Raw genomic sequence first — 17,721 nt, 5'->3', positions numbered from 1 at the left:
AAGGACGGCCCCTGCCGCCCCTTCAGACCCAACAGATGGAGACGACACAAGATGGCCCTCACACTTTCCAAAACCCCGCTCTTGATCGCTGCCATGGCCACCGCCGTGACCCTGACCAGCTTTGGCCCCGCAAGCGCCAAGGCCTATTGGGCCAGCGCCGATGCCGAGGCGGTCGAAGTCATTCAGGCCGGTTTCAAGGTCAAGACATACAAATCCCACAAATTCCACGCGCCCAAGCACTACCACGGTCACAAGCACCACAGCCTGAGCAAGAAAAAGCACGTGTCGAAAAAGCACCTGAAGAAGAAGCTGATCCTGAAAAAACTGTTTTGAGGGTGGCGTAGGGCGGTTCGGGTCTCCTCCCCCCGGATCGCCTCAGCGCTTGCGCCAATGCGTGGGCACGATGATCAGCGCCCCGATGGAGGACGCGATGGCGTTCAGCCCCGCACTGCCAAACCCAATCCCGAACATCAGCCGCACGAAATAGAAGAGAAACGCACCGCCGATGCAAATGATGATCGACTGGAGGATTCCGTTGCGGGTAAATCCAGACTTTTCCGACAGATAGCCTACGATCCCCGCGATTACGACCGTGCCGATCAATGTTGGAAACATCAGATTTTCCCCTTACAGAACCGTACCTTTGGGCATCACATTGCCGCGCAAGAACACATCCGCATCCTGCGCAGCTTTGCCAGCCCGCTGCAAGCGGGTCAGGCGCACAGCCCCGTCGCCGCAGGCCACGCTTAGCGCGTCATCAAGGACGGTGCCGGGTGCGCCGGTGCCGTCACCAAGCGCCGAGCCCAGCACCTTGATCCGCGCGCCCTCGTGTTCGAACCACGCCCCCGGAAAGGGCGACAAACCTCTGATCTGCCGATCCACAATGGCAGCAGGTTGTGCCCAGTCGATGGCCGCCTCGGCCTTGTCGATCTTGTGGGCATAAGTGACGCCATCCTCTGGCTGAGGGTGCGGCGTCAGATCGGGCAAAGCGTCCAAGGTTTTCACCACCAGATCTGCACCGATCGCAGCGAGGCGGTCGTGCAGATCGGCTGTGGTTTCCGTCGCGCCGATAGCTGTTGCCTCGCGCATCAGGACGGGGCCTGTATCCAAACCGGCCTCCATCTGCATGATGCATACGCCTGTCTCTGCATCCCCGGCCATGATGGCCCGGTGGATCGGGGCCGCACCGCGCCAGCGAGGCAAGAGGCTGGCGTGGATGTTCAGACAGCCGTGCGTCGGGGCATCAAGGATCGGTTGCGGCAGGATCAGGCCGTAGGCCACGACAACCGCCACATCCGCGTTCAGCGCAGCAAACTCGGCCTGCGCCTCAGGATTGCGGAGAGACACCGGATGACGGACCTCTAGCCCAAGCGTCTCGGCACGGGTCTGCACGGGGCTCGGCCGATCCTTTTTGCCACGGCCCGCGGGGCGTGGCGGCTGGGAATAGACGCAGGCGATGTCGTGACCCGCCTCATGCAGTGCATCGAGTGCGGCCACCGAAAACGCTGGCGTGCCCATGAAAACCAAACGCATGTGCTCTCCCCGTAAGGCGGATCTTGATCCGCCTCAGCGTTTCTTGCGGGCGCGGCGAAGCAGCATATCGCGCTTTACCCGGCCCAGATTGTCAAAATACATCCGGCCCGCCAGATGGTCGATCTGGTGCTGGACCGAGCGGGCCTCGAGCCCCGCAAAGTCGCGCCGCTCGATCACACCGTCGGCATTCAGAAAACGGACAGCCACAGTTGTGGGCCGCATGATCTCGGCCTGTACGCCGGGCAGGCAGGGGCTCGCCTCTGTATAGCTGCCCATCTCGGACCCCGCGGACAGGATTTCAGGATTGGCCAGCAGAATACGGCGCGAGCGGTCGTCGGTCACGTCCACCACGGCCAACTGGATCATCTCGCCGATCTGGGGAGCCGCAAGGCCCACGCCCTGCCCCGGCATCGCATCCATCGCTGCAACCATATCAGCCCAGATGGCGCGGACATTGTCAGTGATCTGATCCACCGGCGCGCAGGGCGTGCGCAGCCGTTTGTCGGGCCACATGACAAAGGGGCGTAAGGTCATGCGGCGGCCTCGTATTGGGCCAGAAGTGCAGCCCGTTGCGCCGCGTCCACGCGGTCGAGGGTGACGATGCCATCAAGGTGGTCAAGTTCGTGCTGGGCGCAGAGGGCGGCAAAGCCGCTGAGGGTTTCCACCTGCTCCGCGCCGTTCAAATCCGTCCATGTCATGCGGATTGATGTGGGGCGGCTGACCTCGGCGCTGAGGCCGGGGATGGACAGGCAGCCCTCGCCCGCCGTGGCCGTCTGTGCGCTATGGCTGAGGATCACCGGGTTGATGCAGATCATGGGGCTGGGCGTGCCCTCTTTCCACGTGGCGTCCATCACAAAGAGGCGGATCAGTACACCCACTTGCGGCGCAGCCAGACCACGACCGGGGGCGCCATACATTGTGTCCAGCATGTCGGAGGCCAATGTGCGGATGTCGTCCGTCACCTCATCCACGGGCGCGCACTTGGCCGACAGTCGGGTGTCGGGCCAAGTCAAAATAGAGCGCCGGCTCATGCCTTTTCGCGGGCGCGCTCGCGCTTCATCTTGACCATCTTGCGGGTGATCATCTGGCGTTTCAGCGGCTTGAGGTAATCGATGAAAAGCTTGCCATCAAGGTGGTCAATCTCGTGCTGGAGGCAGGTGGCCCAAAGGCCATCCATCTCTTCGCTTTGTTCGTTGCCGTCACGGTCAATCCATTTGACCTGGACCTGGGCCGGGCGGGTCACATCGGCATATTGCTCGGGCAGGGACAAGCAACCCTCTTCATACACATTCAGCGCATCCGAAGACGCCACAATCTCGGGGTTGAACATGATCAGTGGCCGCGGCGCTTCGCCGTCTTCCTTGACGCAATCCAGAACGATCAGCCGCTGCAAAATACCGACCTGTGGGGCCGCCAGACCCACGCCCGGCGCATGATACATTGTTTCCAGCATATCATCCGCCAGCGTGCGCAATTCGTCCGTCAGATCGGGGACAGCATCGCTGGTCTTTTTCAGACGCGGATCGGGGTGCAGAATAATCGGGCGTTTCATGGTCCCTCATTTAAGTGAAGGCGGCGCGCGCTGCAATGTCCCCTTGCACTTGGGCGTCACCCGGGTAGCTTGCCTCGCAACATCAGCCAGGAGAGTACCATGAGCTTTGACGAGATGATCGACCGCAGGGGCAGCCATTGCGTCAAATGGGACATGATGGAAGAGATTTATGGCGTGCCACAGGATCGCGGTCTGGCCATGTGGGTCGCCGACATGGATTTCCGTCCGCCCCAGGTGGTTGTGGACGCGGTGCAGGGCCAGGTCGATCACGGCGTCATGGGGTATTTTGGCGATGACAGCAAATACCGCGCGGCGATTCAGTGGTGGATGTCCGAGCGCCATGGCTGGTCGCTGGATGCCGACAGTATCTTTACCACCCATGGATTGGTGAACGGCACCGCGATGTGTGTCGACACGTTTACCGCGCCGGGCGATGGCGTGGTGCTTTTCACCCCTGTTTACCATGCCTTTGCCAAGGTCATCAAAGCCAATGGCCGCCGGGTCGTCGAATGCGAAATGACCCAGGCCAACGGCCGCTATACGATGGATTTCGACGCCTATGACGCCCAGATGGACGGGTCAGAGCGGATGGTGATCCTGTGTTCGCCGCACAACCCGGGCGGCACAGTCTGGACCCGCGCCGAGCTGGAAGGCGTCGCCGCCTTTGCCAAACGCCATGACCTGATCCTGGTGTCGGACGAGATCCACCATGATCTGGTGATGCCCGGGCACACCCATATTCCCATGGCGCATATCGAAGGCATCGAAGACCGGCTGATCATGATGACGGGCGCCACCAAGACCTTTAACATCGCGGGCTCTCATTCGGGCAATGTGATCATTGCCGATCCGGACCTGCGGGCCAAATTCGGGGCGCGGATGGCGGCGCTGGGGCTCTCTCCGAACTCCTTCGGGCTGTTCATGGCCACGGCGGCCTATTCACCGGACGGGGCCGCATGGGTGGATGAGCTGGTGCGCTATCTCGATGGCAACCGGCGTTTGTTCGATGATGCCGTGAATGCGATCCCGGGTCTGGCGTCGATGAACCTGGAGGCCACCTATTTGTCCTGGGTTGATTTTTCCGGCACCGGGATGGACCGGGCCGAGTTTACCCGCCGGGTCGAACAGGACGCCTGTATCGCGGTGAACCACGGGCCCACATTTGGCACCGGCGGCGACAGTTTCCTGCGGTTCAACATCGCCACGCCCCGCGCGCGGGTTCAAGAGGCGGTGGAGCGGTTGGCGCAGGCCTTTGGCGACCTTCAGTAAGCCCGACATTCGCCAGGCGATTGCCAGCGACGCGGATGGTATGAGTGCCGTTCTGGCCCCGATTTTGAAGGGCTGGAACAGTGCCCGGCCCTTTGATCCGGCGCATGTATTGGCCCATTATGTTGAGCATCCCGACCGGGTGTCTTGTGTGGTGGGTATAGACAACGCGGGCACGGTTCTGGGGTTTCAGTCGCTCAAGGTTGCAAGTTCGGGCAACATCTATGACCTGCCTGAGGGTTGGGGAATCATCGGGACCTATGTGGCTAAAGCGGCCGCAGGGCACGGCGTGGGACGGTTGATGTTTGACGCGACCCTAAAACATGCGAAAGCGTATGGCTTGCAGGATATCGACGCAACTATCGGGGCCGACAACAGCGGCGGGCGCGCCTATTACGGCGCACTTGGCTTTCAGCCGTATCGCGATTTGCCCGGTGCCGTGGGCGCGCGCTTCCGGGTCTAGCGCTGCTCTTCGAGCAAGGCGACGGGCGCGTCTTCAGCGCGTTCAAAATCCAGCGGAGCCGCTTCTGATACAGCTGTCAACCGCTTGAATTCATAGCGCATTTCGCCTGCTTCCTCTTCGGTCGCGACGATCAGGCACTGAAACAGATGGATCGCCCCGTCATAGAGGTCGACATAGCCACGCAGGCGCGGTGCGCCCTCTGCCTCCATCGAAAAGCCCGACTTCCACATCCGCAGCACCGGATATGTCCGGTCATTGGCGGACAGGCGCAGCCGCGAGGCAGACTTCATCGAGGCAAGCCGGGCGCTGTCTAGCCCCGCCTGTACTTCTTTCGGAACAAACGTCGTCATGGCAGTCTCTCCTATCCCCAATGACAAGGTGGATCATAAACCGTTTGAATCCAGTTAAATTTTTACAAGAGGCACTGCGGAGATGATGTTGTGTCTTATGCGTGACTCTCGCGGCGCTGTGCGCATGTGCAGAGAATGTGCGCGAGGGTGGGCCTGTGCAAGTCGCCGCTCGCGTCATACATCACTTGAAACCAAGCGACAGGAGACGCGACATGGGCCTTTTGATTGATGGTGTCTGGCACGACCAGTGGTATGACACGAAATCCAGCGGGGGCAAGTTTGAGCGGGCCGCCGCCAAGTTTCGCAATTGGATCACGGCAGATGGCAGCGCCGGACCATCCGGTACCGAAGGGTTTATGGCCCAATCGGGGCGCTATCACCTGTATGTCTCTTATGCCTGCCCGTGGGCGCACCGCGCATTGATCTTTCGCAGTTTGAAAGGATTGCAGGAGCACATCACCATTTCCGCCGTCCATCCTGATATGCTGGGTGACGGGTGGACATTCCAGACGGATACGAATGGTGCGACTGGTGATACGCTCTATGACCTGCCCTTTGCGCGTGACATCTATACCAAGGCAAACCCTGGATTTTCTGGCCGCGTGACCGTGCCGATCCTGTGGGACAAAGAGAGCGAGACGATTGTGAGCAACGAAAGCTCCGAAATCATTCGGATGTTCAACAGTGCCTTTAACGCCATCACGGGCAATACCAATGACTATTGGCCTGCCCCGCTGCGCGACGAGATCGAGCCGATCAATGATCGCATCTACGACACGCTGAACAACGGTGTCTACAAGTCCGGCTTTGCAACCACGCAAGAGGCGTATGACGCGGCCGTGCACCCGCTGTTTGATACGTTGGATTGGTTGGACGCGCGGCTTGCCACCCGCCGCTATCTGATGGGCGATACGCTGACCGAGGCCGATTGGCGGCTCTTTACAACGCTGGTGCGGTTTGACCCGGTGTATCACCTGCACTTCAAATGCAATCGCAAGCGCCTGGCGGACTACCCGAACCTCTGGGCCTACACGCGAGACCTGTATCAGGTGCCGGGTGTGTCAGAGACGGTGAATATGGATCACATCGTGCGTCACTATCATTACAGCCACGAGAGCATCAATCCGCACCGTATTATTCCGATCAATCCGCAGATTGATTTTGAGGCCCCGCATGGGCGGGATCAGCTGGCGGCGTAATGTTCCACCATGGCGGCCAGATCCTCTGGCGGCGTGCCTGAGGGCACAAAAGCGCAGGCGTTGCTGGCGTGGTTAAAGATCGATCCGTCCGAGAAGAAGGTCGTGTCGGTGACAAAGATCACCCGCGCGTTCGGATGGCGGTAGCTGGCGAAATCGGACACCGCCAGAGCGCTGCCATCGGCCAACACAAGGTCAAGCACGATGATATCGGCCCCATGATCGGACAGAAATGTCACCGCCTCTTGCTGACCCGCGGCCAGCGTGACGTGCATCCCTTGACGTTCCAGATGGCGTTTCCATAGGCCGCCCAGTTCAGGGCGGCTCTCAACAATAAGAATATTCATACTCACTCCGGGCCAACCCAACATAGACCCCACAATCTACACATGCGTAAGATTGTGTTAACAAACTCTTAACAGCAAAGATAATATCTTAACAGTCCCGGAACGGTCTTGAAAAATGCGCGGCGATCCGCTCTTTGCTGGCGTGTTGCCGCTCAGAGGGGTGGAAATGGGACTGGAGCCATGCAGAGTGATGCAATCGCGTGACCACGGCGGGGGAATCGATGCTGCTGCCGCCACCTATGGCGGGGTACGCGCGGCCTGGATCGACTTGTCCACAGGTATTAACCCGGTCCCCTATCCGTTACCGTCGTTAACCCCCACGAGTTGGACCGCCCTGCCCGATCATACGGCCGCAACGGCACTGACCGATGCCGCGCGCCGCTTTTGGAGTGTGCCGGACGGAGCCGATATTCTGGCAGCGCCCGGGGCCTCGGCCCTGATCGCGCAGATCCCACGCCTGATGGTGGCGGGAACCGTTGATATCCCCGGACCCACATATAACGAACATGCTGCCAGCTTTGCCGCGCAGGGCTGGACGATGGGTACGGGTGGATCGGCACAAGTGCTTGTTCATCCCAACAATCCCGACGGTCGCGTATGGTCGCGCGCAGATCTGAGTTGTGCATTGACGGTCATCGACGAAAGTTTTTGCGATATTGCACCAGAGACTTCGTTGATATCTGCGGCGACGCGGGCCGGCACCTTGATCCTCAAGAGCTTTGGCAAGTTTTGGGGTTTGGCGGGTGTACGCCTCGGCTTTGCCATCGGAGACCCGGCCATGGTCGCGCAATTGCGCGAGATGCTGGGGCCCTGGCCGGTATCCGGCACGGCGTTGGAGATCGGGGCCATCGCCTTGTCTGACGAAGAATGGGCGCGCGAAACGCGAGCGCGTTTGGCCGAGGACGCGAGCCGCCTTGATGCCTTGGTGACTGCGCGCGGTGGCGGAGTCATTGGTGGCACCGCGCTCTTTCGCCTCTACAAGGTCGATGAGGCCGTTGTGTGGCAAGACCGCCTGGCCCGACATCAGATCTGGAGCCGCACGTTTCCATACGCATCCGACTGGTTGCGTCTGGGCCTGCCCGGACCGCAGGACTGGCCGAGAGTGGAGGCCGCTTTGTGAGCCTTTTTTTGCTCGCTTTGGCCATGATCCTGGATGCTGTCGCGGGGGAACCTCGGTGGCTTTGGTCGCGGGCGCCGCATCCGGCGATTATCATGGGCAAGGCGGTTGGTGCGCTGGACAAAGCGCTGAACGCAGGCTCGGGTCGTCGGATCAAGGGCGTTTTGGCCGTGCTGTTGCTGGTGATTTGTGCGGGTTTGACCGGCTGGGTCATAAGCCTGTTCGGCCCTGTGGCGGAAATCATCGCGGCGGCCATATTGCTGGCACAAAAATCGCTGGTTGATCATGTGCGCGCGGTCAGCGACGGGTTGCGCCAATCCGATGAAGCGGGCCGTGCCGCCGTCGCAATGATCGTGAGCCGCGATGTCAGTCAATCCACGCCCTCCGACACTGCTCGCGCCGCGATCGAGAGCCTGTCGGAGAATTTCAGCGACGGGGTCATCGCACCCGCCTTCTGGTTTCTGATCGGGGGGCTGCCCGGCATCATGATCTACAAGGCCGTGAACACCGCCGACAGCATGATCGGTTATCTCACCCCGCGCCATGCCGCCTTTGGCTGGGCCGCGGCGCGGCTGGATGACCTGTTGAATTGGGTGCCTGCACGGCTGAGCGCAGGGTTGATCGCGGCAATGGGGGACGTGATGGGGACTTGGGCTGCAGTCGTTGTAGACGCCAAAGGGCATCGGTCGCCCAATGCGGGTTGGCCCGAGGCGGCCATGGCCCGGGCGTTGAACATCGCGCTGGCGGGCCCGCGCAGCTACCACGGCACGGTGCAACCACTTGCCTGGGTCAACGGCTCCGCCCGCCGCGATCTGACACCCGCCGACATTGACGCCGCCGTCGCGATGGTGTGGAAAGCATGGGGACTTGTGCTTGGGCTTGTTCTGGTAACCGGAGGAATTTCATGGGTGTTTTGAAACATGTGAGCCTGGCGTTCGTGCTGGGCATCAGCCCCGTTGTAGCGATGGCGCAATGCGGCGGTTCCTTCAACGCCTTCAAGGACGGGTTGCAGGCCGAGGCTGTCGCCAAGGGCATCGACGCAAGCACCGCGCGCGCCTTTTTGGCAGGTGTGCGGCAGGACCCTGCCGTGCTCAAGGCGGACCGGGCCCAAGGCGTGTTTCAACGCCCTTTCATCGACTTTTCCCGGCGGCTGATTTCCCAAAACCGGATCGACACCGGCCGGGCCAAAGCCCGCCAGAACGCAAGCGTCTTTGACAGGATTGAGCGGACATATGGCGTGGATCGCCACGTGTTGTTGGCGTTCTGGGCCTTTGAGACAGACTTTGGATCGTTCCAGGGTAATTTCAACACGGCCAATGCACTGGTGACCCTCGCCCATGATTGCCGTCGGCCCGGACTGTTCCGCCCCCAAGCCATTGCCGCGATTGAGCTTTATGCCCAGGGCGGGTTTGATCCCAGCACCACCACAGGCGCCTGGGCCGGAGAGATCGGGATGGTGCAGATGCTGCCGCAGGACATCCTGACCAATGGCGTGGACGGCGATGGTGACGGAGTTGTGCGGCTGAAAACTTCGGCCCCGGATGCATTGATGTCGGGGGGCAAGATGCTGCAACACCTTGGCTGGCGGGCAGGCCAGCCCTGGCTGCAAGAGGTCACCGTGCCTGCACAGATGGATTGGAGCCTGAGCGGCCTGTCGACCACGAAATCCGTGGCGGAATGGCAGGCGATGGGTGTGCAAGCGCGGCAAGGGGCGTTGAGCGATTTGCCCGCCTCGCTGATTCTGCCGCAGGGTCACAAGGGTCCCGCCTTTCTCGCCTATCCGAACTTCAACGTCTATTTCGACTGGAACCAGTCCTTTACATACGTGCTGACCGCCGCCTATTTCGCGACCCGGCTGGCGGGAGCGCCGGTTTACGATGCGGGCAACCCGGATGCGGGCCTTGGCCCGGACCAGATGAAACAGCTGCAACGCAAGTTACAGGCGCGTGGCTATGACGTCGGCAAGATTGACGGCATCCTCGGTTCTGGCACGCGCGGGGCAGTGCAGGCCGAACAACAGCGGTTGGGGATGCCCGCGGATGCGTGGCCGACGCCTGCGTTGCTGAACCGGCTTTAGATCATCAGCAATATCTGGACGAAGGTCAGGAAAAAGATCGCAGCTGTCAGGCCAATCATGATCGTGTCAGTGTGTTTCATCTTGTGTCTCTTTCAGTTGGAAGTGGCGTTCCAAACAGAGCTAGACCCAAAACCTTAACGACCTAGGGACGCAGAGTACGCACAACACGCAACGGGGCCAAATCCCCGTAAGGCGGGCATGTCCTCCCCACCCTGTCCGCACCTCAGGCGACCAGCGTTTCAGCCTTTTTCAGGTCTACTGATACCAACTGGCTGACGCCCTGTTCGGCCATCGTCACGCCGAACAAGCGGTCCATCCGCGCCATGGTCACGGCGTGGTGGGTGATGATCAGGAACCGCGTGTCGGTGCGGCGGCACATCTCGTCCAAGAGGTCACAAAACCGCGTCACATTCGCGTCGTCCAGCGGCGCGTCGACCTCGTCCAGCACGCAGATCGGCGCAGGATTGGCCAGGAACACCGCAAAGATCAGCGCCATCGCCGTCAGCGTCTGTTCACCCCCCGACAGCAGGCTCAGTGTCGACAATTTCTTACCCGGCGGCTGGCACATGATCTCGAGACCCGCTTCCAGCGGATCGTCGCTTTCGACCATCACCAGGTTCGCTTCGCCGCCACCAAAGAGGTGGGTGAAGAGCAGCGAAAAGTTGGAATTGACCTGTTCAAAAGCTGTCAGCAACCGTTCGCGGCCCTCGCGGTTCAGACTCGCGATGCCGCTGCGCAGAGTCTTAATCGCTTCCTCAAGGTCGGCTTTTTCCGACACGAGCCCGTCATGCTCTTCCTGCACCTCTTTGGCGTCTTCCTCGGCCCGCAGGTTGACGGCACCCAAAGCGTCGCGCTGGCGTTTCAGGCGGTTCACATCGGCCTCAAGCGCCTCGGCGGCTGGCATCGCATCGGGCGAGACGTCAAGAGCCGTGAGCAGCTGGTTCGGCGTCATCTGGTGTTCATCGGCGATGCGCTCGGCTGCATAGGCGACCGTCTCGTGGGCGGCTTCCATGCGCGCCTCGGAGCGGGCGCGGGCCTCGCGGGCCTCTGAGGCCAACCGCTCTGCCTCCCGCTCGGCCAAAGTGGCGTCGCGCAGCGTGCCTTCGGCCTCGGAAAGCGTGTTCGTAGCCTCGGCCTTGCGGGCCTCCGCGGTGGAGATTTCCTCGGCCAGAGCCGCGCGTTTCGCGGCCAATTCGCCAGGCAAGGCCTGGGCGGTGACCAAATCTGCCTGTGACGTTTCCTTGCGCTCTGACAACTCGGCGGTGCGTCTTTCCGCCGTTTCAAGGCGATGCTTCCAACCGCTGATTTCCTTGGTGATCTCCTGCGAACGCTTGATGCGCGCCTCGCCCGTGCGGCGCAAATCATCATGAGCCGAACGGCGCGACATCATAGTGATGCGCGCGGCCTCGACCGTCATGCGCAGATCTTCCACATCGGCGCGCGCGGCCTCCAGATCGGGTAGATCGGCAAGGGCGGTTTCCGCCTCGGCCACGCGGGCGCGGGCGGCCATTGCGTCCTCTTCGTGTCGGGTCACGGCCAGGCCCAGAGATTCAAGGCGCCCTTGGGCCAGGTTACGATCCGCCTCTGCCCGGCTGAGGGCGCGGGCGGCATCCGCAACCAACCTGTCTGCCTCGCGTCGGGCCAGTCGGGCGCGTTTATCCGCATCGGTCAGTTCGGCCATCCGGGCCGTCAGCGCCTCATGGGCCTGACGTGCTCCATCGGCGCGCGACGTGGCGCGTTCCAGCGATTGTTTCAATTCCTCCAGGCGGTTGAGCTGTTGCAACCGCAGGGCCGCCGCACTCGGCGCATCCTCGGCCCAGGCGCGGAAACCGTCCCAACGCCACAGGTCGCCCTCGGGTGATACGAGCCGTTGACCCGGCTTGAGCAATGGTTGCAAGCGCAGCGCATCATCAGCGTCCACGAGGCCAATCTGGCTCATGCGGCGGACGAGCACATCGGGCACCGAAACATGCTGGGTCAGCGGTGTGACCCCTGCGGGCAGCGGCTGGTCCGTCTCGTAGGGCGCAAGCACGGCCCAACCGGAGGGGCCATCCTCATCCACTTCTGGCGCGCGCAGATCATCGGCCAGGGCAGCCCCCAGCGCCTTTTCAAACCCTTGCTGCACTTGCAGCCGGTCTAGGATCTGGCCGCCCTCGGCGGTGTCGCGCGCGACCAGTTTGGCAAGCGCCCCTGCCTCGGCACGCAGGGCGTTCATCTCGCCCTCGGCCTCTGAGCGTTCGGCCCGCGCGTCCGCCTCGCGCGATTGGGTTTCCGCGCGCGCCTCTTCGGCGGCCAACAGGGTCGCATCAGCATTGCGCGCGGTGGTTTCGGCCTGAGCTTCGGCCTGTTGTGCGGCCTCAAAATCAGTGCCGGCCTTGTCCAGCGCGGCGCGGCTGGTGGCAACGGCGCCGCGGGCCTTTTCCGCCTCGACCTCGGATTTCGCCTCGACCTTGCGGTTGTCTTCGAGAAGGCGCTGCGCGGAGCCATGGCGGGCCGCAAGCCGCGCCACATCTTCGGTCTTTTGCGACTGGTCACTTTCGCGGGCTTGCAGAACCTGGCCCGCCTCGCGCGCCCCTTCGGCAGCGGCGGCAAGCGCATCGGCATGCCCTTCGCTGGCCTTGGCAATCTCTGCGGCTTCCCATTCCAATCGTTCGATTGTCTCGCCCGCGTCGCGGTTGAGGCCGCCCTCGCGCTCGATGTCATGGGCCAGTTGAGCGATACGTTGGGTCAGCGTCTGGATGGTCTGTTCGGCCTGCGCCTCTTGATCGGCGAGCGTGTCGCGTTGCACGGCGAGGCGCTGGAGGATCGCAGCGGCAATCGCCTCTTCCTCGCGCAGGGGTGGCAGCGCGGCCTCGGCAGTTTCGCGGGCCTTGGCGGCGACCCGCACGGCCCCTTCGGCTTGAGCCGTTGCGGTGGTCCTGCCCCGCAATTCATCATCAGCTGCGGCCCGCGCCGTGTCCGCCTCGCGCCAACGCCGATAGAGCAATTGCCCCTCTGCCTGCCGCAGGCTTTCCCCAATTTCACGATAGCGGGCGGCCTGGCGGGCTTGACGTGCAAGCTGTGCCAGTTGGGCGGCAAGCTGTTCTATGACGTCGTCCACACGGGTCAGGTTTTGCTCGGCCCCGCGCAGCTTAAGCTCTGCCTCGTGACGGCGTTGGTAGAGACCCGAAATGCCCGCCGCTTCTTCGAGGATACGACGGCGGTTCTTGGGTTTGGCGTTGATCAATTCGGCAATCTGCCCCTGCCGCACCAGTGCAGGGCTATGCGCCCCGGTGGAGGCATCCGCAAAGAGCATCTGCACATCCCGCGCCCGCACATCCTTGCCATTGGTTTTATAGGCGCTGCCCACATCGCGGGTGATCCGGCGCACGATATCGAGCGTGTCGAGATCGTTGAAGCCCGCGGGCGCGAGGCGTTCGGAATTGTCGAGATGCAGGCTGACTTCGGCGAAGTTCCGGGCAGGGCGGGTGGCGGCCCCGGCAAAGATCACGTCTTCCATCCCGCCGCCGCGCATGGCGGTGGGTCGGTTTTCACCCATCACCCAACGCAGCGCTTCGAGCAAGTTGGACTTGCCACAGCCATTGGGCCCCACAACCCCCGTCAGACCGTCAGCAATGATAAGGTCTGTTGGATCGACAAAGGATTTGAAGCCCGTCAGTCTGAGTTTCGAAAAGCGCAATCGCGGCCGCCCTGCTGAGTCTGTTTGGCCTATGATGTTGGACGGGACGGGGCGCACCTGTCAACGGACGACCCCCACAAAGGGCGGTTTGGCTCAGGTTATCCACAAGATATTGCGTTTTGAAGTGTCAGATCAGGGTGCAATCGAGGTCGAGCACCAACTCGTTCGTGGCGGGACTGATATAACTGTCGATCATAAAGCAGTCATATTCGCCCTGTGGGCGCAACCGGTCGATGGGTGGCCCCCCGTCGCCGCAGTCGAGGATGCCGGTGGCCAGAGCCTGATCACCCCGCACCTCTTTGACGATGCAGCCAGAGACCAACTCCATCGCCTGGCCCGCCCGATCCTTGATTGGTCCGAAACGGGGCGCGTATTGCGTGTTTATGCGCAGCGCCTCGGCCAAGCGGCCATTGACCCGCACGTCAAATGTTGACCCGTCGATCGTAACCGTCGTGGCCGGTAATCCCCGAAAATGAGGCCCGGGCGTATTGCAGCCGGCAAGCAGGCAGAGGGCGAGGAGGACGAAGCGCATGCTGCCCACATCGCATGTCATGGTTAACGCGGGCTTAATGACATCCGGCGATGGCGGATCAAGTGACGTCTTACAGGGATGATTGCACCCCCGCGCGATTGGTCATATGATTTTACCAATTCTGCACCTGGAGCCCGCATGCCCTTTCGACCTGTCCATCCTGAAAAGCTGTCTTCGGCGGTCGTCCGTCAGATCGAACAGTTGATTTTGCGAGGCATCCTCCGCCCGGGCGAAAGGTTGCCATCCGAGCGTGAATTGGCGGATCGGATGGGCGTGTCCCGCCCGTCGCTGCGCGATGCGATTGGGGCTTTGCAAGACACTGGCCTGTTGACCGCCCGGCCCGGGGCGGGTGTTTATGTGGCGGACGTTCTTGGCTCTGCTTTTGCTCCGGCCCTAACGCAGCTCTTTGCCCGCCATGATGAAGCGGTGTTTGACTACCTGAGCTTTCGCCGGGATATGGAGGGCCTTGCCGCCGAGCGTGCGGCGCGTCTCGCCTCTGACACGGACCTGGCCGTCGTGCAGGCCGTGTTTGAAAAGATGGAAGCCGCCCATCCGAAACGCAATTCCGATGAAGAGGCCAAGCTGGACGCACAATTCCATATGGCCATCATCGAGGCGAGCCATAACGTCATCATGCTGCACATGATGCGGTCGATGTACCAACTGCTGCGCGATGGCGTGTTCTACAACCGGCAGGTCATGTTCAAACAGCGCACCACGCGGCAGGCCCTGCTTGACCAGCACCGGGCCATCAACGATGCCCTGCAATCGCGCGATCCGGAGGGGGCACGGGCCGCAGTACACGCGCATATGGATTACGTCGAACGCGCGCTCAGGGATCAGCAGGATGCCGAGCGCAACGAAGAGATTGCCAAGCAACGGCTGGACCATGAAACGGGCCTCTGAGGCGTGCAAAACTGCATTCGGTGCACACCGTTTCCTCTGAGAACGAAAAAACCCCGGCGCAGGGCCGGGGTCTAATCAGATCAATTGAAGGTCGCTTAGTGCAGCTTGGCATCAACCTCGGAAATGGCGTCGTCGATCAGCGCGTTGCCGTCGGCGGCCGTCATCTGCTTGGCGATCACATCGCGCGCGGCTTGAACCGCGACGGTTGCGGCCATGTCGCGGACCTCTTTGACGGCACCGGCCTGAGCCGACGCAATCTGGTCTTCGGCAGCGGCAACGCGACGTTCGATGGATTTGGCCAGATCAACACGTGCCTGATCAGCAGCGGCTTCGGCATCTGCCTTGGCAGCGGCCACGATCCGGTCGGACTGTTCCTGCACTTCTTTCTGCTTGCGCTCATAGGAGGCCAGCAGGGTTTGTGCTTCTTCCCGCAGGGCGCGGGCTTCATCCAGTTCGGACTGAATGCCAGCGGCTCGCTCGTCCAGCATTTTCGAGATCATGCCGGGCACTTTGAAGTACACCAGCACACCGATGAAGATGATGAACGAAATCAATACGACAAAGTCGGTATTGGCCAGGCTAAAGAACGGGCCCTTGGCCGCCAGCGCGGGACTGGCCAGCAGGGTCAGGGCACCGGCAAAGGTGAGGGTTTGCTTGATCATCTGGCTACCCTTTCATCCGTGCGGTGACGGCGGATGTGATGCTTTTGGCATCGGCCTTGCCACCCAAGACAGCCACGATTTCCTGGGCCGTGTTTTTGGCGACCTCTGTAACAGCCTCCATCGCGCCTGCGCGAATTTCGGCAATGGCCTTTTCGCTTTCGGCGGCTTTGGCCGCGATCTCGGCGTCTGCCTTGGCGATGGCCACGTCCAGGTCGGCCTGGATGGTTGCCTTGGTCTCGGCCGAAATGCGCTGCGCTTCGGCGCGCGCATCGGCAAGCGCCTTGTCGTAGGCAGCTTCGGCCTCTTCGGCCTTGGCCTTCAGGTCTTCGGCCGCAGCAATGTCATTTGTAATTGTCCCCTGCCGTTCGGCAAGGATGGCCGCAATGCGAGGCAAGGCCACGCGCGACAGCACGAAGTAGATCGCGACCAGAGCCAGGAGCAACCAGAAAATCTGGTTCCCGAAGGTCGTGACATCGAGCTGTGGCATACCGGGGGCTGAGGCCTCGGCGGCACTGGTTGTTTCGGTCGCCATATCCGTCTCCTAATGCGATGCGGGCCGTTACATCGGGCAGCATGATACCACACTGCCCGACCGTAAGGATTGCGTCGTTTAGGTTTAGACGGCGAACATCAGCAGCAGAGCGACGAGGAACGCGAAAATCCCCAGGGCTTCTGCAAAGGCGATGCCGATGAAGAGTGTTGCGGTTTGGCCCGCAGCGGCGGATGGGTTGCGCAGAGCGCCCGCCAGGAAGTTGCCAGCCACGTGGCCCACACCGATAGCAGCGGCACCCGAACCGATGGCTGCCAGGCCTGCGCCGATGAATTGACCCATTTGTGCGATATCGCCTTCCATGTCTTTTCTCCTTACGATGGAATGAGTGATCTTTGGTAAGGCGGACGTGTCGTCCGCCCCGATGTTAGTGATGCGGGTGCAGTGCGTCCTTGAGATACACGCATGTGAGGATGGTGAAGACGTAGGCCTGGATGGCTGACACCAACACTTCGAGTCCGTAGATCGCGACCACGCCAAGGATGGCAACCGGTGCCACCGCGGTGACCTGGGCAAAGCCCGCGAACACTTTGAGAACCGCGTGGCCAGCCATCATATTGCCCGCCAAACGAATGGAGTGGCTTACGGGGCGCACGAAATACGAAATGATTTCGATCACGGCCAGGATGGGGCGCAGCGGCAGAGGCGCGCTCGACACCCAAAACAGACTCAGGAACGAGGCGCCGTTTTTGACAAAGCCTAGGATCGTGACCGCAAAGAACACGCCAAAGCCCATGATTGCCGTGACCGCGATGTGCGATGTGGTCGTGAAGGACATGGGGATCAGGCCGAGGAAGTTGGCGCACAGGATGAACATGAACAGCGTCATGATGTAGGGAAAATAGCGCAGGCCGTCCTTGCCCGTCACATCCTCAACCATCTTGTAGACAAAACCGTAAGCCATCTCGGCGATCGATTGGCCGCGCGAGGGTACAACCGCCCGCTTGGACGTTGTCAGAACCAGCAGGCCGATCACAGCCAGAATGGCCAGCGCCAGCCAGAGCGTCACGTTGGTGACGGTGTACCAGTGCACGGCGTCGCCCGCTTCGCCGAAAAGCGGTTTGACGATGAACTGGTCCATCGGGTGAAATTCGAGGCCACCGCCGCTTTTTGCTTCATCTGCCATGTGGCACTCTCCGTCTCAACTCACCTTTGCGGGTGATCGTTTTCTTCGGCCAGTTCGGCCATTCTCTTCGACTGGACCTCTTCGGCGCTGCGCATCATCGTTTTGACACCGGCCGCGAAGCCCAGAAAAATAAAAATGATCATCAGCCAGGGTGATGTTCCAAACACCGCATCCAGCCCATAACCCATCCCAAATCCGATCCCCAGACCGGCCACCAGTTCTATCACCATGCGCCAGGCCAATTGTGCCTGAGAGTGATGATCCGGCGTGCGGGGTTTTGGCGCGTGCTCCTCCTTGACCGCGTCGATCCGTGCGCTGAGCGCGTCCAATCGTGCTTTGTCATCGGGGTCGGTCATGCGCCTCGT

Annotated in this window: 22 protein-coding genes; 8 read left to right on the top strand and 14 right to left on the bottom strand. The window is 61.5% G+C overall.

The features are described from left to right. Positions 1–51: 51 nt before the first annotated feature. A complete protein-coding gene (locus Q1A44_RS05825; protein WP_299621087.1) occupies positions 52–333 on the top strand; it encodes a hypothetical protein in 282 nt (93 codons plus the stop codon). A gap of 42 nt (positions 334–375) precedes the next feature. Here Q1A44_RS05825 and Q1A44_RS05820 read toward each other — a convergent pair whose 3' ends face one another. The 5 genes from Q1A44_RS05820 to def (Q1A44_RS05800) are packed head-to-tail and all read right to left on the bottom strand — an operon-like array spanning position 376 to position 3,085. Further along, entirely contained in the window at positions 376–615 is a 240-nt protein-coding gene (locus Q1A44_RS05820) for a hypothetical protein (RefSeq protein ID WP_299621084.1), read from the bottom strand. 12 nt (positions 616–627) lie between these two features. Continuing rightward, on the bottom strand, positions 628–1,533 hold the full coding sequence (gene fmt, locus Q1A44_RS05815; protein WP_299621081.1) for a methionyl-tRNA formyltransferase: 906 nt from the start codon (positions 1,531–1,533) through the stop codon (positions 628–630). Positions 1,534–1,566: 33 nt separating this feature from the next. After that, positions 1,567–2,067, bottom strand: a complete 501-nt coding sequence (gene def / locus Q1A44_RS05810; protein ID WP_299621078.1) for a peptide deformylase — start codon at positions 2,065–2,067, stop codon at positions 1,567–1,569. After that, positions 2,064–2,564, bottom strand: a complete 501-nt coding sequence (gene def, locus Q1A44_RS05805) for a peptide deformylase (protein WP_299621074.1) — start codon at positions 2,562–2,564, stop codon at positions 2,064–2,066. Before def (Q1A44_RS05805) ends, def (Q1A44_RS05810) begins: the two co-directional genes overlap by 4 nt. Then, complete coding sequence (gene def, locus Q1A44_RS05800; protein ID WP_299621071.1) at positions 2,561–3,085, bottom strand: peptide deformylase; 525 nt, start codon at positions 3,083–3,085, stop codon at positions 2,561–2,563. Before def (Q1A44_RS05800) ends, def (Q1A44_RS05805) begins: the two co-directional genes overlap by 4 nt. A 99-nt stretch (positions 3,086–3,184) precedes the next feature. Between def (Q1A44_RS05800) and Q1A44_RS05795 the strand changes: the two genes are divergently transcribed. Further along, entirely contained in the window at positions 3,185–4,354 is a 1,170-nt protein-coding gene (locus tag Q1A44_RS05795; protein WP_299621068.1) for a MalY/PatB family protein, read from the top strand. Beyond that, entirely contained in the window at positions 4,338–4,814 is a 477-nt protein-coding gene (locus tag Q1A44_RS05790) for a GNAT family N-acetyltransferase (protein WP_299621065.1), read from the top strand. The genes Q1A44_RS05795 and Q1A44_RS05790 overlap by 17 nt, the downstream gene beginning before the upstream one ends. Here Q1A44_RS05790 and Q1A44_RS05785 read toward each other — a convergent pair. Further along, positions 4,811–5,164, bottom strand: coding sequence for a hypothetical protein (locus tag Q1A44_RS05785; protein WP_299621062.1), 354 nt, complete (start codon positions 5,162–5,164; stop codon positions 4,811–4,813). The genes Q1A44_RS05790 and Q1A44_RS05785 overlap by 4 nt on opposite strands. A 212-nt stretch (positions 5,165–5,376) precedes the next feature. Here Q1A44_RS05785 and Q1A44_RS05780 point away from each other — a divergent pair, with 212 nt between their 5' ends. Continuing rightward, positions 5,377–6,363 carry a glutathione S-transferase family protein gene (locus tag Q1A44_RS05780; RefSeq protein WP_299621059.1) on the top strand — a complete coding sequence of 329 codons (987 nt, stop codon included), beginning with the start codon at positions 5,377–5,379 and terminating at the stop codon, positions 6,361–6,363. Here the strand turns inward: Q1A44_RS05780 and Q1A44_RS05775 are convergent. Continuing rightward, positions 6,348–6,707: a response regulator gene (locus Q1A44_RS05775; RefSeq protein WP_299621056.1), complete on the bottom strand. Its 360-nt coding sequence runs from the start codon at positions 6,705–6,707 to the stop codon at positions 6,348–6,350. The two genes, Q1A44_RS05780 and Q1A44_RS05775, sit on opposite strands and share 16 nt — an antisense overlap. A 187-nt stretch (positions 6,708–6,894) precedes the next feature. Here Q1A44_RS05775 and Q1A44_RS05770 point away from each other — a divergent pair, with 187 nt between their 5' ends. The 3 genes from Q1A44_RS05770 to Q1A44_RS05760 are packed head-to-tail and all read left to right on the top strand — an operon-like array spanning position 6,895 to position 9,901. After that, on the top strand, positions 6,895–7,827 hold the full coding sequence (locus Q1A44_RS05770) for a threonine-phosphate decarboxylase (protein WP_299621052.1): 933 nt from the start codon (positions 6,895–6,897) through the stop codon (positions 7,825–7,827). Further along, positions 7,824–8,741 (top strand): adenosylcobinamide-phosphate synthase CbiB, encoded by a 918-nt coding sequence (gene cbiB / locus Q1A44_RS05765; protein ID WP_299621049.1) that lies wholly within the window; start codon positions 7,824–7,826, stop codon positions 8,739–8,741. Before Q1A44_RS05770 ends, cbiB begins: the two co-directional genes overlap by 4 nt. Further along, positions 8,729–9,901, top strand: coding sequence for a lytic murein transglycosylase (locus tag Q1A44_RS05760; protein ID WP_299621046.1), 1,173 nt, complete (start codon positions 8,729–8,731; stop codon positions 9,899–9,901). Before cbiB ends, Q1A44_RS05760 begins: the two co-directional genes overlap by 13 nt. Positions 9,902–10,124: 223 nt before the next feature. Here Q1A44_RS05760 and smc read toward each other — a convergent pair whose 3' ends face one another. Then, positions 10,125–13,580 carry a chromosome segregation protein SMC gene (smc, locus tag Q1A44_RS05755; protein WP_299621043.1) on the bottom strand — a complete coding sequence of 1,152 codons (3,456 nt, stop codon included), beginning with the start codon at positions 13,578–13,580 and terminating at the stop codon, positions 10,125–10,127. Between the two features lie 127 nt (positions 13,581–13,707). Then, positions 13,708–14,112: a hypothetical protein gene (locus Q1A44_RS05750; RefSeq protein ID WP_299621040.1), complete on the bottom strand. Its 405-nt coding sequence runs from the start codon at positions 14,110–14,112 to the stop codon at positions 13,708–13,710. Between the two features lie 138 nt (positions 14,113–14,250). On the opposite strand from Q1A44_RS05750, the gene Q1A44_RS05745 reads away from it, so the two are divergent. Further along, entirely contained in the window at positions 14,251–15,018 is a 768-nt protein-coding gene (locus tag Q1A44_RS05745; RefSeq protein ID WP_299621037.1) for an FCD domain-containing protein, read from the top strand. A 95-nt stretch (positions 15,019–15,113) separates the two neighbouring features. Here Q1A44_RS05745 and Q1A44_RS05740 read toward each other — a convergent pair whose 3' ends face one another. From Q1A44_RS05740 to Q1A44_RS05720, 5 genes are all read right to left on the bottom strand, one after another. Next, entirely contained in the window at positions 15,114–15,680 is a 567-nt protein-coding gene (locus tag Q1A44_RS05740) for a F0F1 ATP synthase subunit B (RefSeq protein ID WP_299621034.1), read from the bottom strand. Positions 15,681–15,684: 4 nt separating this feature from the next. Next, the gene (locus Q1A44_RS05735; RefSeq protein ID WP_299621031.1) at positions 15,685–16,212 is read right to left on the bottom strand and encodes a F0F1 ATP synthase subunit B'; all 528 of its coding nucleotides are present in this window, start codon (positions 16,210–16,212) and stop codon (positions 15,685–15,687) included. A gap of 84 nt (positions 16,213–16,296) precedes the next feature. After that, on the bottom strand, positions 16,297–16,533 hold the full coding sequence (locus Q1A44_RS05730; RefSeq protein WP_011453893.1) for a F0F1 ATP synthase subunit C: 237 nt from the start codon (positions 16,531–16,533) through the stop codon (positions 16,297–16,299). A 64-nt stretch (positions 16,534–16,597) separates the two neighbouring features. Continuing rightward, complete coding sequence (locus Q1A44_RS05725) at positions 16,598–17,356, bottom strand: F0F1 ATP synthase subunit A (protein ID WP_299621017.1); 759 nt, start codon at positions 17,354–17,356, stop codon at positions 16,598–16,600. A 20-nt stretch (positions 17,357–17,376) separates the two neighbouring features. Next, a complete protein-coding gene (locus Q1A44_RS05720) occupies positions 17,377–17,712 on the bottom strand; it encodes an AtpZ/AtpI family protein (RefSeq protein ID WP_299621014.1) in 336 nt (111 codons plus the stop codon). Positions 17,713–17,721 lie beyond the last annotated feature (9 nt).

Source organism: uncultured Tateyamaria sp. (assembly GCF_947503705.1).
Lineage (GTDB): Bacteria > Pseudomonadota > Alphaproteobacteria > Rhodobacterales > Rhodobacteraceae > Tateyamaria.
This window is presented reverse-complemented; position numbering and strand designations above follow the sequence as displayed.

What these genes read in the sequence shown, in the direction of transcription:
- Q1A44_RS05780 (WP_299621059.1), top strand. Translation starts at nt 5,377, where the DNA reads ATGGGCCTTTTGATTGATGGTGTCTGGCACGACCAGTGGTATGACACG.
- Q1A44_RS05740 (WP_299621034.1), bottom strand. Translation starts at nt 15,680, where the DNA reads ATGATCAAGCAAACCCTCACCTTTGCCGGTGCCCTGACCCTGCTGGCC.
- Q1A44_RS05760 (WP_299621046.1), top strand. Translation starts at nt 8,729, where the DNA reads ATGGGTGTTTTGAAACATGTGAGCCTGGCGTTCGTGCTGGGCATCAGC.
- Q1A44_RS05725 (WP_299621017.1), bottom strand. Translation starts at nt 17,356, where the DNA reads ATGGCAGATGAAGCAAAAAGCGGCGGTGGCCTCGAATTTCACCCGATG.
- fmt (WP_299621081.1), bottom strand. Translation starts at nt 1,533, where the DNA reads ATGCGTTTGGTTTTCATGGGCACGCCAGCGTTTTCGGTGGCCGCACTC.
- Q1A44_RS05795 (WP_299621068.1), top strand. Translation starts at nt 3,185, where the DNA reads ATGAGCTTTGACGAGATGATCGACCGCAGGGGCAGCCATTGCGTCAAA.
- Q1A44_RS05785 (WP_299621062.1), bottom strand. Translation starts at nt 5,164, where the DNA reads ATGACGACGTTTGTTCCGAAAGAAGTACAGGCGGGGCTAGACAGCGCC.
- Q1A44_RS05720 (WP_299621014.1), bottom strand. Translation starts at nt 17,712, where the DNA reads ATGACCGACCCCGATGACAAAGCACGATTGGACGCGCTCAGCGCACGG.
- Q1A44_RS05825 (WP_299621087.1), top strand. Translation starts at nt 52, where the DNA reads ATGGCCCTCACACTTTCCAAAACCCCGCTCTTGATCGCTGCCATGGCC.
- Q1A44_RS05730 (WP_011453893.1), bottom strand. Translation starts at nt 16,533, where the DNA reads ATGGAAGGCGATATCGCACAAATGGGTCAATTCATCGGCGCAGGCCTG.
- Q1A44_RS05735 (WP_299621031.1), bottom strand. Translation starts at nt 16,212, where the DNA reads ATGGCGACCGAAACAACCAGTGCCGCCGAGGCCTCAGCCCCCGGTATG.
- Q1A44_RS05775 (WP_299621056.1), bottom strand. Translation starts at nt 6,707, where the DNA reads ATGAATATTCTTATTGTTGAGAGCCGCCCTGAACTGGGCGGCCTATGG.
- Q1A44_RS05820 (WP_299621084.1), bottom strand. Translation starts at nt 615, where the DNA reads ATGTTTCCAACATTGATCGGCACGGTCGTAATCGCGGGGATCGTAGGC.
- def (WP_299621078.1), bottom strand. Translation starts at nt 2,067, where the DNA reads ATGACCTTACGCCCCTTTGTCATGTGGCCCGACAAACGGCTGCGCACG.
- def (WP_299621071.1), bottom strand. Translation starts at nt 3,085, where the DNA reads ATGAAACGCCCGATTATTCTGCACCCCGATCCGCGTCTGAAAAAGACC.
- Q1A44_RS05750 (WP_299621040.1), bottom strand. Translation starts at nt 14,112, where the DNA reads ATGCGCTTCGTCCTCCTCGCCCTCTGCCTGCTTGCCGGCTGCAATACG.
- def (WP_299621074.1), bottom strand. Translation starts at nt 2,564, where the DNA reads ATGAGCCGGCGCTCTATTTTGACTTGGCCCGACACCCGACTGTCGGCC.
- Q1A44_RS05745 (WP_299621037.1), top strand. Translation starts at nt 14,251, where the DNA reads ATGCCCTTTCGACCTGTCCATCCTGAAAAGCTGTCTTCGGCGGTCGTC.